Genomic DNA, 18249 nt, shown 5'->3' on the forward strand with positions numbered 1-18249 from the left:
ATAGTTAATTTCAGTAAACGGAAGATATAGACCTTCTCTTGTTGGTTGTATTTATGTGAAAAGAACATGCAAAAAAGAGGAGGAACTTCCAGTAAATCCATTGCATGATGGGAGCAAAAATACAAAAGTTATAAGGGAATCATATAAAAGAGGGTGTGAATTAACATGGGAAAAACGAAAGCACTAGGATCAGCGAAGCATAAAGGTAATCAAATGCAGGATCATACGTCTTCAAAAAAAGCACGAAATCCTCAAAATGCAGGACAACGTAGTCACTAAAAATACTTCTGTCTCCCTTTCTTTTTCGATATAATGTAAAGAAAGGGAGTGTAAATTTATATATGAAATGGATTTTATTTTTACTTTGTTTATTACCACCACTATATATTATGTATATAACATATCGTATGAATAAAGTAGCTCATGAGAAAGTAAGCAATTGCGCTCCGTACATATTAATTTTAGGAGCAAAACTATTTGGGGATAAGCCTTCTTTATCTCTTCAAAATCGATTAGATGCAGCTTTAGAATATTTGCATGCTCATCCAGAAACAAAAGTGATTGTGTCGGGTGGCCAGGGGGAAGATGAGGATATTCCAGAAGCACATAGCATGCGAAATTATTTATTGAGCCACGGTATTAAAGAGGAATTTATATTACTTGAGGATCGTTCGACAAGCACATATGAAAACCTAAAATTTAGCATAGATTTATATGGTGTGAAGCACGCTGTTGTTGTAAGCAATACGTATCATTTATATCGGACGAAGATTATTGCTGAGCGTTTAGGTATGAGGATGGAAGCATTAGCTGCCCTGACGCCAGCGCGTTCTAAGAAAAAGGCATACATACGAGAATACGCCGCGATTATGAAAACAATATTATTCGATCACTAGAGCCTAAGCAAAGGGCTCTTTTTCATGGGGATAAGCGTATCATTTGAAAAGCAGGCTAGATTCCATCAAAATGAAAGAAACAATAATAAGGGAGTTGTATTTGTGATTCAATTTAATCATGTGTCAAAAGCATATGAAGATGGTACGAAAGCAGTGGATTCATTGCATTTAGAAATTAAAAAAGGAGAATTTTTTGTTCTCATTGGACCGAGTGGGTGCGGGAAAACGACGACAATGAAAATGATTAATCGTCTAATTGAAACGACAGAAGGATCGATTTCTATTGATGGAAAAAACATTCAAGATTATAACATTCATGAATTGCGTTGGGACATTGGATACGTCTTGCAGCAAATCGCTTTGTTTCCTCATATGACAATTGCTGAAAATATTGCGATTGTACCTGAAATGCGAAAATGGAGTAAAGAGAAAGTCCGGGAACGGGTAGATGAGTTGCTTGATATGGTTGGATTAGATCCAGATGTATATCGGGATCGTATGCCGGATGAACTATCTGGTGGACAGAAGCAGCGTGTGGGAGTTGTACGGGCACTAGCAGCCAATCCGAAGATTGTTCTAATGGATGAACCATTTAGTGCACTAGATCCATTAAGCCGTGAACAGTTACAAAAAGATATTGTGAAATTACAGAGAAAAATTCAAAAAACAATTGTTTTCGTAACGCACGATATGCAAGAAGCATTATCACTTGGTGATCGTATTTGTGTAATGAAAAAAGGGAAAATTGTTCAATTAGATACACCAGAAGGAATTATACATAATCCAGCGAATGATTTTGTAGAAGAGTTTATTGGGAATCGTGGTCGCCCTTGGTATGAAGGGAAGAACGTTGACGATATACTGCCATTTGAGAATAGTGAACAAAGACAAAATGACATTTCACCTCTATCTTTATTGTCTCCTCTGCAAGAAGCGTTGATTCGCTTGCAGACAGAAGAATCTGTACCAATTGAAAAGGATGGACAATATGTTGGGACATTAACAAGCCGCCATATTGTGAACTATATAGTTAGGCAAATGAAGGAAAGGGGCTAAATAGTGTCTGCATTATTACAAGTCTTTCAAGAACGAAAATTAGAATTATTTCATGCATTAATTGAACATCTTCAAATTTCACTCATTTCTTTATTTTTTGCAGTAATAATTGCAGTTCCACTCGGTATTTTGTTAACAAGAAGAGAGCGAATTGCCGAGTTTATTATAGGAACATCAGCTGTTATGCAGACGATCCCTTCATTAGCTTTACTGGGGCTTTTAATTCCACTAGTAGGTATTGGGAAGCTTCCAGCAATCATTGCGTTAGTTGTGTATGCGTTATTGCCTATTTTACGAAATACTTATACAGGAATTCGTAAGGTAGATGAATCGCTTATTGAGGCTGCAAAAGCAATGGGAATGAATAGCTGGAGAAGATTATGGAAGGTAGAACTTCCACTCGCATTGCCAATTATTATGGCGGGTATTCGTACAGCGATGGTATTAATTGTTGGAACAGCGACGTTAGCTGCATTAATAGGGGCTGGAGGACTCGGAAAACTTATTTTACTTGGTATTGATCGAAACGATCATGCTCTCATCGTTTTAGGGGCTGTACCAGCTGCGCTATTAGCTTTATTCTTTGACGGAGTACTTCGGATGTTTGAAAGTACAAAACGTTCTTCAGGGCGTATTATATCAGCTGTATGTATTGTAGTCATAGTTATAGTTACACCCTTTATTGGGAATACGCAACAGAAAGATATTGTGATTGCCGGGAAACTTGGATCTGAACCAGAAATTCTAATTCAAATGTATAAACAACTTATTGAACAAGATACAGATTTACATGTAGAACTGAAACCTGGGTTTGGGAAAACAGCATTTGTTTTTGAGGCTTTAAAATCAGGAGAAGTTGATATATATCCTGAATTTTCAGGAACTGCTTTATCTACTTTTGTGAAAGAAGAACCGAAGAGCACGAATCGTGAAGCAGTATATGAACAAGCACGTATAGGTATGGAAAAGAAATATCATATGAAAATGTTAAAACCAATGGAATATAATAATACATATGCACTAGCAATGCCAAAAAATATTGCGGAGCAGTATCATGTCAAAACAATTTCAGATTTAAGAAATATTTCCGCGAATGTTAAGGCAGGATTTACATTAGAATTTGCCGATAGAGAAGATGGTTATAAGGGATTGCAAAAATTGTATGATTTTCAGTTTGCAAATATAAAAACGATGGAACCCAAATTACGTTATAGCGCAATTGAATCAGGTGATGTTACAGTTATTGATGCGTATTCTACGGATAGTGAACTTGAGCAATATGGGCTTCAAGTATTAGAAGATGATAAAGGGCTCTTTCCTCCATATCAAGGGGCTCCATTATTAAGGCAAGAGACACTTGAAAAATATCCTGAGCTTGAAAAGGTATTGAATAAACTTGCTGGAAAGATTTCAGATGAAGAAATGCGAAAAATGAATTATGAAGTAAATGTAAATGGTAAAAGCGCTGAAAAAGTAGCAAAACAATTTTTACAAAAAGAAAAGCTAATCCATTAATTTTTACAAGAAATATACAATTATATGTTTGGAAAATGACCGTTCATTACAAAATGAACGGTTTTTTCGTGCATACTTATACATTTTTTCAAAAAAGTATTCCCTTTTTGTTCATTTTCTTTTAGAATAAGTAATGTTTTCCTGAAAAAATATAATAGAAACGTCTATTAGAGAAAAGGTGACTTTAATAGTTGAAAGGATGAACATAACACCTAGAATGACAGATGGGGTGGTACCGATAGAAAAGAAATTAGGATTTTTTCCATTAATCGCATTAGTAGTTGGAACGATGGTCGGCGGTGGCGTATTTAGTCTACCGCATGATTTAGCGGTAGGTGCAAATAGTGGCGCCACAATAATTGGATGGTGTATTACAGCAATGGGAATGATTCCGCTTGCACTTGTATACCAAACATTAGCAAGACAAAAACCAGAGCTTGAGGGTGGAATTTATAGTTATGCACGCGCTGGATTTGGTGAATATATTGGTTTTAATAGTGCATGGGGATATTGGCTTGCAGGGATTTTAGGAAACGTAGCAACAATTATGCTATTGTTTAGTACGCTTGGATATTTCTTCCCTATTTTCAAAGGAGGAAACAATGTAGCTTCTATCATTGGTGCATCTCTTTTATTATGGACACTTCACTTTCTGATTTTAGTTGGAATTCGTGAAGCGTCTATTATGAACTTTATTGCAACAATTGGAAAGCTAGTTCCCATCCTATTATTCATTGTAGTGATGGTTACAGCGTTTCGTTGGGATACGTTTACACATGATTTCTGGGGTGAGGGAACAATTTCTGTTTCTTCTGTACTTGGGCAAGTGAAAAATACGATGCTTGTTACACTTTGGGTATTTATTGGAGTGGAAGGAGCAGTCGTATTATCTGGAAGAGCAAAAAATAGCCGAGATGTCGGAAAAGCAACAGTGTTCGGACTCATTTTAGTCATGTCCATTTATATTTTAATTTCAGTGCTTTCAATGGGAGCTATGACAAGACAAGAGCTTTCTGCTTTAGAAACTCCGTCAATGGGACATGTATTAGAGCACGTTGTTGGACCTTGGGGCGCAATTGCTATTAATATTGGATTAGTTGCGTCACTTGTTGGGACATTAATCGGTTGGTTCTTACTTGTTTCTGAAATATCTCATGTAGCAGGGAAAGATGGTGTATTTCCGAAAGTCTTTACGAAAACAAATAAAAAACAAACACCACATATGGCATTATGGATTTCAAATGGTGTTGCACAAACGTTATTTATTATCGTTCTGTTTTCGGCATCAACGTATCAAATGATGTATTTTATTGCATCTACATCCATTTTACTACCATACTTATTATCAGCACTGTATCAATTGAAATTAGTTGTTACAAAGGAACTGAAGCGTGCCAGATTAAAAAATGGATTATTGGCTTTAATTGCATCTGCGTATTCTATATGGTTGATTTACGCAGCGGGCTTAAAGAACTTACTACTTGTCTCAATTGTATATGGTATTGGACTTGTTGTTTATATATTTGCACGAAAAGAAAAAGGAAATCGTTGTTTTTCAGGTATGGAGAGATATGCAATGGCTGTAATTGTTATTGCAGCAATCGTATCACTGTACATGCTTATTACAGGTAATATCAAAATGTAGAAAAGTCCTCTTGAAGGACTTTTTTATTTTGATTACAAGGAGTTCGCATTTATTTACAGAATATCTAATATATAAGATATTTTAGGAGGGATGAAAATGGAAGAGAAAGAACAATTAGTAAGAATTATGGAATTGGCAAGTGAATTACGGAAAGTTCTAGTACAAGAGTCATTTTTTAATCATCATCCCGAATTGCGTGGAGTTATTGAAAATTTAGCTGGTTCTGTAGAGACTTTGGCGGATTTACAGCATAATAAGGATGAAAATGCTGAAGATAGACTACGGTATGTACTTGCTAAAATGAAGATCGCTCACAATGCTATTTTGCAAGAGAAAAAAGCTTTTCCTTCTCACTAATATAAGTCTTACTTTTTGTAACCTGACGGATAACGTCAGGTTTTTTGTTTCTAGTTTTCTGCGGGAGTTCATACAATAAGAACAGCATGAAAAAAAGAAGGTGAGTGTGTTGAAGCTACATAAAGCTCTTCATCCAAGTTTTATAAAGCGAATGTATCACATGAGATTTCTTGGGAGGTTTGTAGAAGGTGTGGAAGAGAAAGCGAGGGATACTTTTTTTGTACAATGTCTTTCTCCAATCCCTTCCGTTTTGCAATCACAGTTTGCCGATGAACCATATCTTTTTGAAGGTGTATATAGTAATAAAAAAAATGAGAAAGTTTTCGCTGACTTAAAGAAAAGAAAATTAGAAAGACAGTTGGTATTGTTTCGGCTTTATTACGAAAGAGGGAATTTATATGTTGAGTTAATATGTACAGAGCAGAGAGAAATATTAGATGCATATAAGATTGTTCCTTCACCAAGACTACCTGGATATAGAAAAAGAGAATCCTTAGAACGTAAACTGGGCAATGGTTACTTATCTTTTCTTATGCCGAAGTTTCCGCAAGATTTTGATGTGCCAGAGTTATTGTGGCATGAGGGAAGACTATATGGAAATTTGTCATTAAAACCTTCTGTTAGTTCAATTGCATATTATGAGCAAAGAAAGGAATGTAAATATATCGAAATTGATGATTGGACCAAGTGTGTAGAGTTAGAAGTAGATAATCACTTGTATTTTGTGAGAGCGAATATATATGAGCAACTTGTAAAACGTGTTGTAGAAGAGGGGAAACTAGTTGAAGTGATAGATATAAAAACGCAGAAAGAAGAGAAAGAATGGGATGAGCGTGAATCTTCTTTTTTACAGTATGTACAGGACGTAGTGTATGCTAAAGATTTATATATAGATGCAACTGATGTCTTTAATTTTCATATTAGTGTCAAAACAAATATGTTAACGATTCTTGCGGGCATACCGGGGGTTGGAAAATCACGTTTTGTGCAAGCCTATGCGGAAGCGCTTGGGTTACGTTATGGCGAGGAACTAGTATGGATTCCTATATCCCCATCATATCAAGAACCACATGATTTACTTGGTTATCTTCATCCAAATGGAACTTTCATAGAAAGTGACACAAAGTTAGTTCGAACATTATTAAAAGCAAAAGAAAATCCGAATCAGCTGTATATGGTTGTATTCGATGAAATGAATATGTCACATATTGAGCATTGGTTTACACCGTTTTTATCTATCCTTCAATTAGAAAAGAAAAATCGTATTCTCACTTTATATGAGGAAGTACCTGAAATAGAAAACACAATTCCATCCAAAATTGAAATTGGTGGGAATATTATTTTTATTGGCACTGTAAACTTTGACGAAACAACGAAAGAATTATCCGACCGCTTATTAGATCGAACAAATCTCATTACCCTTCAAAAAATTCCATTTTGTGAAATGAGTATGGAGCAAGATAAAGAGACACAACTTTTGCCTTTTAAAGTAACAGCTGGAGAATTTCGCGTAAATTGGTTACGAAATAAAGCAATGATTGACGTTTTTTCAGAGGAAGAATTGGAGTTGCTAGATAAATTACACGGCGTATTATCGTCATATGATGCATCGAAAGGTATTTCTTTTCGATGCGCAGCTGCGATTGCTACGTATTTGCAAAATATCCCACTTCAAAATAATCACACCTATATGATTAGCAGGGAAGAAGGATTTGACTTACAAATAAAGCAACGTGTGTTAACAAAGTTACGTGGAACAGAAATGACGATTGGTGCTCTTCTTTCTGAAGATGAAAAGAAAGGCGCAATGCTTATACCACTGTTACAGTCGCCGCTTGCAAATGATGTTTCTACATTTGAACATTCTTTAGCCTATATAAGGCAAAAACGGCGTGAACTGGAGTTGTATGGATATGCAAAATGAGGAGTGTTATGAGACTGAAATTGTTGATACAAAGGAGAAGCTCCCATTTGTATTAAAATTGATCGTAGGGATTGAAGCAAAAGGAGAGTTTATTCTTTTGAATCGTCTTTGTACCTCTACTATAGCGCTCTCACAGTGTGTTTATAAAGTGCAGGAGTTAAAATCATTACGCTTATGTTTACATTATCAAAAACCAGCTCATATTACATTTATATGGAATAAAGTATATGAGGGACAAAAAAACTTAAAGGAATCGCAATATGAATTACATGAAAAAAGGAAAAAAGTATTAGTATATGAGCATGGAAAAACTGATTTTTTTTATCCGTGGCGCTGTGGTTTATATCACTTTGAGGTACAAGTGGAAGAAGAAATATATTATGGAGCGTTTCAAATTGTTCCCAAAAATTTCTTGGATGATCAATTTGAAATGATTCAAACTTATGTGAAATCAATTTTAAATGAACTGATTTTAGATAGGGGGTATTATAAAAAGACATTTTCAGCACTTAGTGACATTGAGGATTCTTCATATTTAATACTACTTCGAATGCTTCCGCAAAAAATGAAAAAAATAAAACAAATTTATAAGGAAGTGGAAATGAATACGAAATATATGAATAAGTACGATTGGGAAATAAGAGAAAGAAAGGCTACGAGAAAAAGTGTAATAGTTGGTGAAAGAAAGCCTTGGGGAAAATATTACAATCGTAAGTTTGTTGAACAAAAAGATAGTTTGGAAAATGCTTTTCTGAAATTTAAAACGAAACAATTTTATTATTATTTGTTAGAAATGCAGAGTTTTTTACAAAAGACGATCGAAATATTAGAAGGAACAAAGCACATGAAAAAAGAGGAATACCAAGCTGTGAAAACAATTATGCAAACGATTGATCGTAATGGATCCGTGACGGATAGAGAAAAACAAAAATATCGGAATATACATTTGTTGAAAGAAGCAGATGTACGAAAAAGTTCTTTGAAAATACAAGAATATACAATACTATATCGTATTGTATATCAAAGTGCACAGTATTTTCAAAATTTGTTACACTCTCCATTTTGGAGAGATATTTCTGAAAAAGCCAACATCACTTTACATGCTTTATCGGTACCTCATCGCCAATTAATCTCTCACTTAGAGTTGTTACCACATCATAATCAACAATCTCCAGCGTTATTATTTGTATATAAGCCAACATTTTTAGTGTATGAGTATTATGCTTTTTTTATTGTTATTTCTATATTACAACAGATCGGATTTATAGACGAAATTCCAATTCGTGAACAAATACAAAAATATTTTTATTTAGATGGATTACAAGATGGTACGACAATTATTTTAAATCGTGATGATTTTCAGATTCATATTGCATTTAATGATCTGATTGAAACACATCCTCTTATTGCACTTAGTAAGGGAAGTCATTTTTATAATGGAGAGGATACGAAAAAACCAGATATTCGTTTAGATTGTTATGTAAAACAAGGAGAAAGGTATGAATATGAATCGTCTATCATTATTGAAGTGAAATATAGTCCCATGTATAATATTTTTCAGCCTGTTGGTAATACAAAAGCAACGGAACAAATGTATAAATATTGGTCTATTAAATATGTAGATGAAAAAGATGGGAAACGTATTTTCAAGAGAAGAGCGATTCACGAAGTGATTTGTGTTTATCCAGGAAGCCATATGCATGGCAAGAAAATTGAATCTGGTTGCGGTGTTTTCTTGCAATTATATCCATATAAAACGAAGCAAGGTAAAGAAAAGTTAGCTGGAAAACACGGGCTTGTACAAATTTTTGAGAAATGGCTAAAGAATACCGTTTTATAAAAAGGACTCCTTGCTTTTTGAATAAAAGAAAATCCTGAGAATCATTATTTCTCAGGATTTATTGTCAATTTGAAATAATTTTTTACCGAGCTACCATTTTAATGTTGTCAACGCGCAGCACCCCACATAAATCGTATGAGGAAACTGGCAGTGAATCAATTGCGATAATGAGGTATTATCAAAGTAACATTTAAAAAAACTTTTATTTCAATGTTAAGGGTTTTCTCAAATAACCTCTGTCCCTATGATACAAAATAAGAGCAATCACTAAAATTCCTGATGCAATCCATATAGATGTGTTCCCTATATGAGTGGTGGAAAATGTCCCTAACGATGCACCAAATAAAAAAGAAAGAATGATAACAAAGAATTCTTTAAATTGTTTTTTCGCTTCTTGATTGTGTTCTATGAATGCCAAATATGCTGCCTGCGTTGCAGTTCGAAGGTTTCCTGTTGTCATCGTTGAATTGTAGGTCCACTTGTCTAGTTTGTTAAAAGTAGAGATTTGTAAAGATGATACAAACGAAATACATACTGTTATCACTATGTTAGGTACACTTTTTGGCAAAATACCTACAACGGCTAAAATAATGCATTCTAATATAAGGATAGAACGTCTATAACTATGCAATAGTTGTCTTATATGAGGAATCTTTACTACTTCTGATACCAAAACACCTAATATAAAAGCTAAAATAGGCGGGATATAAAGTAAAGCACTTTCCCATTCCCCATTAGCTGCTCTTACAGCGAATAGTACTATATTTCCTGTCTGTGCATTGGCAAATACTCTGTCTCTGCTGACGAATGTATAAGCATCTAAAAAGCCTCCAACTATAGCTAACAAAACACCCAAACGAACAGAGTTTGAAGATAATGAAGGAATCGTAGTTAGTTTATCTTTCATAATATGATCTCCTTGTATCTTATATTGAAGATATTTATTTATAATTAATATTCTGCTTAGATGAAAAAGGCATTCCTTTAAAATCTTTCACAGCAGATTAGCAATACTTATCTTGATTTCGCTTCTTTTTCCTATATTATATATAATGTATAATCCTACCCATTTTTTTAACCATAATCAACACTATTATTTAACATATTTTATTCGTTTTATAAAAATAAAAGTCGAATAGGAATTCTGGTTACTTTATAGAATGTATAAGTAGTAAATATTTTTAGTTGCATACGAAGGTTTGTTCTTATATGATAGATGATGAAAGCGTTGTCAAAAAAAGAACGGCGATGGGAAAGGCGGGTAAATATGTTCCAGCGTGTTCAAACAAAGGAAGAACATTTTTGGTTCGAGCAACTGTGGGGAGATTTTTGTGAAGAAAGAGATTTAATGTTCGTAGAACGTAATTTAAATCCATCACGATTTTTATTAATAGAAGATCAGCACTATATCGGTACTGTAGAGTGTATTCGATATGTAGTGCCTGAACAATCAAATTCTGAGTTTTTCTATCCGTTTTCTGAAAATGATTTAGTGAAAGACTTAAAAAATGTTTATGAAATAGGAAAGTTAAGTATTGCGAAAACCTCTCGGGGAAGAGGACATTTTAAAAGGCTAGCAGCTATTTTATTTATGCATGCTTTAGAAATGAAAGCGGAATGGTATATTGCTGTCGTTACAAAACGGATGTATATGTATTTATTTACACTTGGTTTTCCGATTGAGCCAATAGATAATCCCTTTAATTTTCATGATACGTTGCAAGGTGTACCTGTACGGATTCATGCTCGAAAGGGAATAACACATCTATATTCATTGAAGGAATTTCGAGATATTATTCAAGGAAATGCTCATGCCCAAGCACTTATTAAGGAATACAGTAAAAATATTATGTTAACAAATTAAATTGTCACAAATTTTTATATATTATTGTGATTGATATCACATCCTTCTCGTTCAATATACATTACGCTTTATTTGTAAGAATTGATTGAGGAAGGGATGGGATTGTATGTTTTGTTACCAATGTGAACAAACACCAACAGGTGGATGTAAAGTAATGGGTGTTTGCGGAAAAAACGAAACGATTGCAAGTTTACAAGATACAATTGTATTTGGATTAAAAGGAATTGCAGCTTATCGTACTCATGCAGCTCAGCTTGGATATACAGATTCGTTTGTAGATGCTACAACGCATGAAGCATTATATATGACATTAACAAATTCAAACTTTAATGAACAAGAACATTTGGAAATGGCTATGAAAGTTGGGAAAGCTGCCTTACGAGTGATGGAATTGTTGGATGAGGTGCATACGAATCACTTTGGTGTTCCTGAACCTGTTCATATTACGCAAAATCGTGTAGAGGGTAGAGCGATTGTTGTTACAGGTCATAATCTATTTGCTTTAGAGGAATTGCTCAAGCAAACAGAAGGGAAAGGGATTCATATTTATACGCATTCAGAAATGCTCCCAGCTCATGGATATCCACAGTTAAAAAAATATAAACATTTAAAAGGGAACATCGGTAAAGCATGGTATGATCAGCGACGTCTTTTTGACAAATTTACAGGTGCGATTTTAGCTACAACGAATTGTGTAATGCCTATTAAAGGGTCGTATGCTGATCGTTTCTTTTCTTATGATATTGCTGGGCTAGAGGGCGTTCAAAAAATTGAAAATGATAATTTTGACCCATTGATTGAAAAGGCCTTGGAGTTACCAGAAGTATATATGGAGTCGGACGAACAGTTGTTAACAGGTTTTCATCATAATACGGTATTATCGTTAGCGCCAGAAATTATTGAAGCAGTAAAAGCAGGAAGAATTAAACGGTTCTTTGTGATTGCAGGCTGTGACGCTCCAGGAAAAGGTGGGGAATATTATCGTGAATTAGCGATGTCACTTCCGATGGAAACGGTTATTTTAACAACTTCTTGTGGGAAGTTTCGTTTTAATGATGTAGATTATGGGGTTGTACCAGGAACGCAGATTCCACGCTACATTGACTTAGGTCAATGTAATAACTCGATTTCAACAATAAAAATCGCAGCTGCTTTAGCGGATGCTTTTCAATGTGAAGTGAATGAATTGCCGATTAGTATTGTGTTATCTTGGTTTGAACAAAAGGCAGTTGCCATTTTACTTGGGTTATTTAGCCTTGGAATTCAAGATATACGTATTGGTCCAAAAGTACCTGAATTTATTTCACCTGGTGTACTTCAAGTGTTGCAAGAGACATTTGGATTGAAAATGATCACGACTGCCACTGAAGATATGAATATGATGTTATCATAATAAAAGGATGCCTTGTTATAAGGCATCCTTTTATTATGAAGTAAAAAAGCGTATTCTGATTAACTAGGGGGAAGTCAATCAGAATACGCGAACTCATAAGTGAAAAATATTAAAAACCAAATATACTTAAAATCATTTTACGACGCTTTGGTTTTTTTTCCCGTTCATATGTTGGCTTAATATCAGGTGTAATGTACAGTGGTTCTTCTTTCTTAAGATCCGCCTCTAGTTTCTGGATTCTGTCTAGCATTTCTTCTATTTCACGTCGATGTTGTAGCAATTGATAAGTAACAACATCATTTGCTTTATCTTTCATTTGTTCTTCCATTTGATCTAATCGCCGGTTAATTGCATTTAATTGTGTCACGAATTGCTCAAAATCATTTGAAGATTTTGTTTGAGAATCTGGATCTACATGAGAGCAATGATGCTCTAACATTTGATCTAAGTCACTTTGTGTAAAAATGTAATGGCCATATTTGTTTTTTTCTATCTCGAGATTTAATTGTTGTGCAATCCGGACCACTGCCTTTGGGCTAATACCTAATTTTTTGGCAATAAAGGGTGTTTTATATTCCAAGATAATCCCTCCTATATATATCCTGTTGAATGATTTCGAGGTAATAAGCTTGTTACCTTCAAGAATGACAAAAGAAGTGCGGAATCGGCAAAGAAAGTGCTTTTTCACAAAAATGAGTTTATAAGCATATAAAGCTTCTAAAAAGAAAGAATTTTGTCTGAATTTTGTAAGTATTCTTATTTGACGGAGGGAAAACATTTAGATTATCATAAATATAAATATCTTCTTTTATGTATGCATATAATGTATAAAAAGGTGATTGCGAATGTAGAATTTTGTAAGATTATAAGTAAGGGTACTTCACTTGAATAAATTTAAGTAGGAGGTGGCTTCCTTGCTTACACCGTAAGTAAGGACACATATTTGGACATATATAGTATAAGTATGGTGATTGTTTTAATTGCCTTATCTGCATTTTTCGTTGCGGCAGAATTTGCAATTGTGAAAGTGAGAGGCTCACGCATCGATTATTTGATTATAGAAGGTAATAAACATGCAAAGTCAGTAAAAACAATCATTACAAACTTAGACGAGTATTTATCAGCTTGTCAATTAGGAATTACAGTTACAGCTCTCGGGATTGGTTGGTTAGGTAAACCAGCGTTAAAACACATGTTTGATGTGCTGTTCGCAAGTTGGAACGTGTCTCCCCAGCTTGCAGAGATTATGGCTGTGATTCTAGTGTTTATGTTCATTACTTTTTTCCATGTGGTTGTGGGAGAGTTAGCGCCAAAAACATTTGCAATTCAAAAAGCAGAACAAGTAAGTTTGCTTGTTGCAAAGCCACTAATTTTCTTTTATCGGATTACTTTTCCTTTTATTTGGCTGTTAAACGGATCAGCTCAATATGTAACGAGAATATTTGGTTTGCAAAATGCGAAAGATCATGAGGAAGTACATTCGGAAGAAGAATTACGTCTATTAATGTCAGAAAGTTACAAAAACGGGGAGATTAATCAATCTGAATTTAAATATGTAAATAAAATCTTTGAATTTGACGATCGGATTGCAAAAGAAATCATGGTACCACGTAAAGAAATGTATATTTTAGATAAAGATACACCAGTGAAAAAAGCATTACAAATAATGTCAAGTGAAAAATATACAAGATATCCAGTTGTCGATGGGGATAAAGATCATGTGATTGGTTTTGTAAACTTTAAAGATATTTTCACAGACTTTGTGAAGCATGGTACTGTTAGTAAAGAAAAGGTAGAGCAGTATATCAGGCCTATTATTCTTGTTATTGAGTCAATCCCAATTCATGATTTATTTTTAAAAATGCAAAGGGAACGAACACATATTGCGATATTAATTGATGAATATGGTGGAACATCAGGGCTCGTAACAGTTGAAGATATATTAGAAGAAATTGTTGGAGATATTCAAGATGAATTTGATACGGATGAACAACCAGAAATTCAATGTGTCAGTGAAACAAAGACAATTCTAGAAGGAAAAGTGCTTGTTAGTGAAGTCAATACATTATTAGGTTTAACCATTGATGATGATGGTGTTGATACGATTGGTGGTTGGATTTTAACAAAGAACCTCGGGGTTGAGGAGGGAGATATTGTTGAAATTGAAACCTATAAATTTTGTGTGAAAGAGTTAGATGGTCACTATATTAAGAGGATAGAAGTGACGAAACCATCAGTGCCTATTCTCATTTCAGAAACTGAAAAAGCTATATCATTACAAGAACAAATTAGCTCGTAAACTCTGCTTTTAGCAGAGTTTTTTTAGTGAGCAAAATGTTTTTTTATGCCAGAAGGCCGTGTTACAATAAAATAAGTCAGACCTTTAATGAGGTGAAGTATTTTTCGAATAAAATGAATGGTACTTAAAAAGTTTTAGATTATACATATATTTGAAAGGAGCGTTTATATGAAGCAACATTTATATATAGATGGAGAGTGGAAGGGAGTAGAGACGTATAAAACGTTGTATGCACCATACTCAGAGGAAGTACTAGCGGAAATTGCTCAAGGGACAGAGGAAGATGTTCAAAAAGCAATTTCTTCAGCGAAAAAGGCGACGAAAGAGATGGGGAAATTATCAGCATATGACCGCGCATCCATTTTAGAAACAGTTGCCCAAAAAATGCACGAGAGAAGAGAGGAATTTGCAGAAATTATTGCAAAAGAAGCGGCGAAACCTATTCGTGCAGCACGTGGAGAAGTAGATCGTACGGTACAAACATATAAGTTTGCAGCTGAAGAGGCAAAGCGTATATATGGAGAGACTTTACCGTTAGATGCAGCACCAGGAGCAGATGGTCGTATTGCTTATACTGTTCGGAAGCCAATCGGTGTTATTGGGGCCATTACACCATTTAATTTCCCGTTAAATTTAGTTGCTCATAAAGTTGGACCTGCAATTGCTGCAGGTAACACAATAGTTTTAAAGCCGGCTGATCAAACGCCACTGTCATCGTATGCCCTTGTTGAATTATTTGAAGAAGCTGGATTACCAAAAGGGGCTTTTAACATTGTATCTGGACGAGGCTCAATTGTTGGTGAAGCATTGGTAAAAGATGACCGTGTGGCTTCAATTACATTTACAGGAAGTCCAGAGGTTGGCATCGGTATTAAAGCAAAAGCTGGATTAAAACGTGTAACATTGGAGCTTGGTTCAAATGCTGCAGTAGTGATTGATGAAAATGTAGAATTAACAGAAGAAGTAATTGAGCGTGTGAAATGGGGAGCTTTTGTGAATAATGGACAAGTTTGCATTTCCGTACAACGTGTATTTGTTCATGAAAATAAAATGGAAGAATTCACTGAGAAATTAACAAAGGCGATGGAAAAGGTAGTAGTAGGCGACCCGCTTCATGAAGATACAGATGTTTCTGCGCTTATTTCAAAAAATGATGTTAATCGTATTGAATTATGGATACAAGAAGCGGTAAAAGAAGGGGCAACTGTTTTGTGCGGTGGTAAAAAACGCGACGCGCGTATATTTGAACCAACTGTATTAACAAATGTTCCAAATCACGTTTCTGTCCAGTGTCAAGAAGTGTTTGGACCGGTTATGACGGTAAATATATTCCAAACATTTGATGAAGTATTAGAAATGGTAAATAACTCACGATATGGCTTACAGGCCGGAGTATTCACAAATGATTTAACGAAAGCAATGCGAGCAATTGATGAACTAGAAGTAGGTGGCGTCATGATTAACGACATTCCAACATTTAGAGTGGATCATATGCCATACGGTGGTGTGAAAGAAAGTGGCACAGGACGTGAAGGAATTAAATATGCGATTGAAGAAATGACAGAGATGAAATTAGTTTGTATTAAAAAATAACTGGCATAAACAGTAACAAAAGGTACACTTGCAACTTGGACAAGTGTACCTTTTGTGTTCAATTGTGTTATTTCATTTCTTGTTTAAAAATAGCATCTTCAACATAAATTTGTTCTTTATCTATAGCTGTATTACGAGCTAAAACTAAACCAATTGGTGTATGTGTACCTTTATTTTGAACAATTGTGAAAGGGACATTTTTTTCGTTTGCTAATTTAATGTATTTTGATAAATGTGGGTAAGTAATGCTGCCATTTATAAATAGCTGTAATGATTGAGAAGAGCGCATGTTAGTGGCTACTTCTGTATACACATTGCTTTGCATCACTTGACCGATTGTTAAAGCGACTTCTACACGCTCACGTAATGTGCCTAAATACATATTACGTTCTTCTGGTTTGTTTTGCTTTTGGCCATAAATGCCTTCTTGGAGATAATCTTCCACATTTTTATTTGCCATATTTTTCACACCTTTCATTCTTATTGTACGCAAGAATCAAAAAGGATGCAAAAAAAGTCATTTTAAATATATGGTAGTTGATGTAGGGAGAAGGAAAATACCTGCCATTAATCAAAGGTATAATGAGTAATAAAAATAAAATTAACTTTATCAACAGAAATTAACAAAATGTGACAATAATCTCTTAACGAAATGTATTTTTTGTGTTAATATTCAAAATATATAGGGTATGTATCGCATGGAAATGGAGGGAATGGGGGTTTTTCCAATCGATAAGGATATTAAAGAAGTATTTTGTTCGCATTTAAAAGACAACAGGCACCAATTCGTAGAGAACTGGAAAAACAAAATGGTAATTTCTGAAAAAGATCCATTTAAGCAAGAAGTAGCTCGAAATGGAGAGAGTGTATTAGGGTTAATTATTGAATTTATTATGGAGGATAAGGATATAGCTTATCTTCAGCCGGTATGTGAGAAGATTGCGATTGAGCGTGCAGGGGCAGATGTGAATATTGGAGATTTTGTCTATAATGCAAATGTCGGAAGAAATGAACTATTTGAGGCGATGTGTGAATTAGATGTTAATGCTCGTGAACTGAAACCAATTATGACAAAAATACATACTTGTTTTGACAGATTAATTTATTATACCGTTTTAAAGTACTCGGAAATTATATCAAGAAATTTAGAGGAAAAACAGCAATATATAAATGAAACACATAAAGAAAGATTGACGATTTTAGGACAAATGTCGGCTAGTTTTGTTCACGAATTTCGAAATCCATTAACCTCAATTATGGGATTTGTAAAATTGTTAAAATCAGAACATCCCAATCTATCATATTTAGATATTATTTCACATGAATTAGATCAATTGAACTTTCGAATTTCGCAATTTTTACTTGTTTCTAAAAAAGAAATATGGAATGAATCTGAACGTTTTTGGCTTAATGACTTATTTCATGATATTATTCAGTTCTTATATCCAAGTATAGTAAATGCCAATGTTTCAATTGAAAAAAACTTACCATATCCTATCCCATTTGTCGGGTATCGTAGCGAAGTGAGGCAGGTTTTTCTAAACATTTTAATGAACTCAATTGATGCTCTCGAAGCGATTAAAGAAAATCGTAAAATTATTATCGATGTACGTGAAGATGAAGAAATGATTTATATTGTGATTAAAAATAATGGGCCAATGATTCCGGTGGAAAGTATTGAAACCATTTTTGAACCATTTGTCACCACTAAAAAATTAGGAACGGGTATCGGATTGTTTGTATGTAAACAAATTGTTGAAAAGCATAATGGATCGATTACGTGTCAATCAAATTTTGAGTGGACAGAATTTCATATTACATTTCAAAAATGAAATTAAAAAAGTCCGCACCATAATACTATGGTGTA

The 18249-nt window shown here is 34.3% G+C and carries 15 protein-coding genes; 12 read left to right on the forward strand and 3 right to left on the reverse strand.

Annotation, left to right across the window (positions count from 1 at the left end; all coding sequences use genetic code 11):
* The first annotated feature begins 341 nt into the window (after window positions 1–341).
* From ACIQ7L_RS14030 to ACIQ7L_RS14060, 7 genes are all read left to right on the forward strand, one after another.
* Window positions 342–896 carry a YdcF family protein gene (locus ACIQ7L_RS14030; protein WP_400569969.1) on the forward strand — a complete coding sequence of 185 codons (555 nt, stop codon included), beginning with the start codon at window positions 342–344 and terminating at the stop codon, window positions 894–896.
* Window positions 897–998: 102 nt separating this feature from the next.
* Complete coding sequence (locus ACIQ7L_RS14035) at window positions 999–1952, forward strand: ABC transporter ATP-binding protein (protein WP_400570147.1); 954 nt, start codon at window positions 999–1001, stop codon at window positions 1950–1952.
* Between the two features lie 3 nt (window positions 1953–1955).
* On the forward strand, window positions 1956–3467 hold the full coding sequence (locus ACIQ7L_RS14040) for an ABC transporter permease/substrate-binding protein (protein ID WP_400569970.1): 1512 nt from the start codon (window positions 1956–1958) through the stop codon (window positions 3465–3467).
* A gap of 217 nt (window positions 3468–3684) precedes the next feature.
* Window positions 3685–5112, forward strand: coding sequence for an arginine-ornithine antiporter (arcD, locus tag ACIQ7L_RS14045; RefSeq protein WP_400570149.1), 1428 nt, complete (start codon window positions 3685–3687; stop codon window positions 5110–5112).
* A 96-nt stretch (window positions 5113–5208) separates the two neighbouring features.
* Entirely contained in the window at window positions 5209–5469 is a 261-nt protein-coding gene (locus ACIQ7L_RS14050) for a LemA domain protein (RefSeq protein ID WP_400569972.1), read from the forward strand.
* 109 nt (window positions 5470–5578) lie between these two features.
* Window positions 5579–7393, forward strand: coding sequence for an AAA family ATPase (locus ACIQ7L_RS14055; protein WP_400569974.1), 1815 nt, complete (start codon window positions 5579–5581; stop codon window positions 7391–7393).
* Complete coding sequence (locus tag ACIQ7L_RS14060) at window positions 7383–9233, forward strand: hypothetical protein (protein WP_400569975.1); 1851 nt, start codon at window positions 7383–7385, stop codon at window positions 9231–9233. Before ACIQ7L_RS14055 ends, ACIQ7L_RS14060 begins: the two co-directional genes overlap by 11 nt.
* Window positions 9234–9435: 202 nt before the next feature.
* Here ACIQ7L_RS14060 and ACIQ7L_RS14065 read toward each other — a convergent pair whose 3' ends face one another.
* Window positions 9436–10140: a YoaK family protein gene (locus tag ACIQ7L_RS14065; protein WP_400569977.1), complete on the reverse strand. Its 705-nt coding sequence runs from the start codon at window positions 10138–10140 to the stop codon at window positions 9436–9438.
* A 360-nt stretch (window positions 10141–10500) separates the two neighbouring features.
* Here ACIQ7L_RS14065 and ACIQ7L_RS14070 point away from each other — a divergent pair, with 360 nt between their 5' ends.
* Window positions 10501–11097 carry a hypothetical protein gene (locus ACIQ7L_RS14070; RefSeq protein WP_400569979.1) on the forward strand — a complete coding sequence of 199 codons (597 nt, stop codon included), beginning with the start codon at window positions 10501–10503 and terminating at the stop codon, window positions 11095–11097.
* A 106-nt stretch (window positions 11098–11203) separates the two neighbouring features.
* Complete coding sequence (gene hcp, locus ACIQ7L_RS14075; RefSeq protein ID WP_400569980.1) at window positions 11204–12490, forward strand: hydroxylamine reductase; 1287 nt, start codon at window positions 11204–11206, stop codon at window positions 12488–12490.
* 109 nt (window positions 12491–12599) lie between these two features.
* Here the strand turns inward: hcp and ACIQ7L_RS14080 are convergent, their stop codons facing one another.
* Complete coding sequence (locus ACIQ7L_RS14080) at window positions 12600–13070, reverse strand: chromosome segregation protein (RefSeq protein ID WP_400569982.1); 471 nt, start codon at window positions 13068–13070, stop codon at window positions 12600–12602.
* A gap of 363 nt (window positions 13071–13433) precedes the next feature.
* Here ACIQ7L_RS14080 and ACIQ7L_RS14085 point away from each other — a divergent pair, with 363 nt between their 5' ends.
* On the forward strand, window positions 13434–14789 hold the full coding sequence (locus tag ACIQ7L_RS14085; RefSeq protein WP_400569984.1) for a hemolysin family protein: 1356 nt from the start codon (window positions 13434–13436) through the stop codon (window positions 14787–14789).
* Between the two features lie 168 nt (window positions 14790–14957).
* Complete coding sequence (locus tag ACIQ7L_RS14090; RefSeq protein ID WP_400569985.1) at window positions 14958–16382, forward strand: aldehyde dehydrogenase family protein; 1425 nt, start codon at window positions 14958–14960, stop codon at window positions 16380–16382.
* Window positions 16383–16449: 67 nt separating this feature from the next.
* On the opposite strand, the gene ACIQ7L_RS14095 is transcribed toward ACIQ7L_RS14090, so the two are convergent.
* Complete coding sequence (locus ACIQ7L_RS14095) at window positions 16450–16842, reverse strand: YueI family protein (RefSeq protein ID WP_097898643.1); 393 nt, start codon at window positions 16840–16842, stop codon at window positions 16450–16452.
* A gap of 238 nt (window positions 16843–17080) precedes the next feature.
* On the opposite strand from ACIQ7L_RS14095, the gene ACIQ7L_RS14100 reads away from it, so the two are divergent.
* On the forward strand, window positions 17081–18214 hold the full coding sequence (locus tag ACIQ7L_RS14100; RefSeq protein ID WP_400569987.1) for a BA2291 family sporulation histidine kinase: 1134 nt from the start codon (window positions 17081–17083) through the stop codon (window positions 18212–18214).
* The last annotated feature ends 35 nt before the right edge of the window (window positions 18215–18249 follow it).

The organism is Bacillus sp. NPDC094106, assembly GCF_044764345.1.
Lineage (GTDB): Bacteria > Bacillota > Bacilli > Bacillales > Bacillaceae_G > Bacillus_A.

Coding starts and splice junctions, on each gene's coding strand:
- ACIQ7L_RS14100 (WP_400569987.1), top strand. CDS start 17,081: ATGGAAATGGAGGGAATGGGGGTTTTTCCAATCGATAAGGATATTAAA.
- hcp (WP_400569980.1), top strand. CDS start 11,204: ATGTTTTGTTACCAATGTGAACAAACACCAACAGGTGGATGTAAAGTA.
- ACIQ7L_RS14065 (WP_400569977.1), bottom strand. CDS start 10,140: ATGAAAGATAAACTAACTACGATTCCTTCATTATCTTCAAACTCTGTT.
- ACIQ7L_RS14095 (WP_097898643.1), bottom strand. CDS start 16,842: ATGGCAAATAAAAATGTGGAAGATTATCTCCAAGAAGGCATTTATGGC.
- arcD (WP_400570149.1), top strand. CDS start 3,685: ATGACAGATGGGGTGGTACCGATAGAAAAGAAATTAGGATTTTTTCCA.
- ACIQ7L_RS14070 (WP_400569979.1), top strand. CDS start 10,501: ATGTTCCAGCGTGTTCAAACAAAGGAAGAACATTTTTGGTTCGAGCAA.
- ACIQ7L_RS14050 (WP_400569972.1), top strand. CDS start 5,209: ATGGAAGAGAAAGAACAATTAGTAAGAATTATGGAATTGGCAAGTGAA.
- ACIQ7L_RS14030 (WP_400569969.1), top strand. CDS start 342: ATGAAATGGATTTTATTTTTACTTTGTTTATTACCACCACTATATATT.
- ACIQ7L_RS14090 (WP_400569985.1), top strand. CDS start 14,958: ATGAAGCAACATTTATATATAGATGGAGAGTGGAAGGGAGTAGAGACG.
- ACIQ7L_RS14060 (WP_400569975.1), top strand. CDS start 7,383: ATGCAAAATGAGGAGTGTTATGAGACTGAAATTGTTGATACAAAGGAG.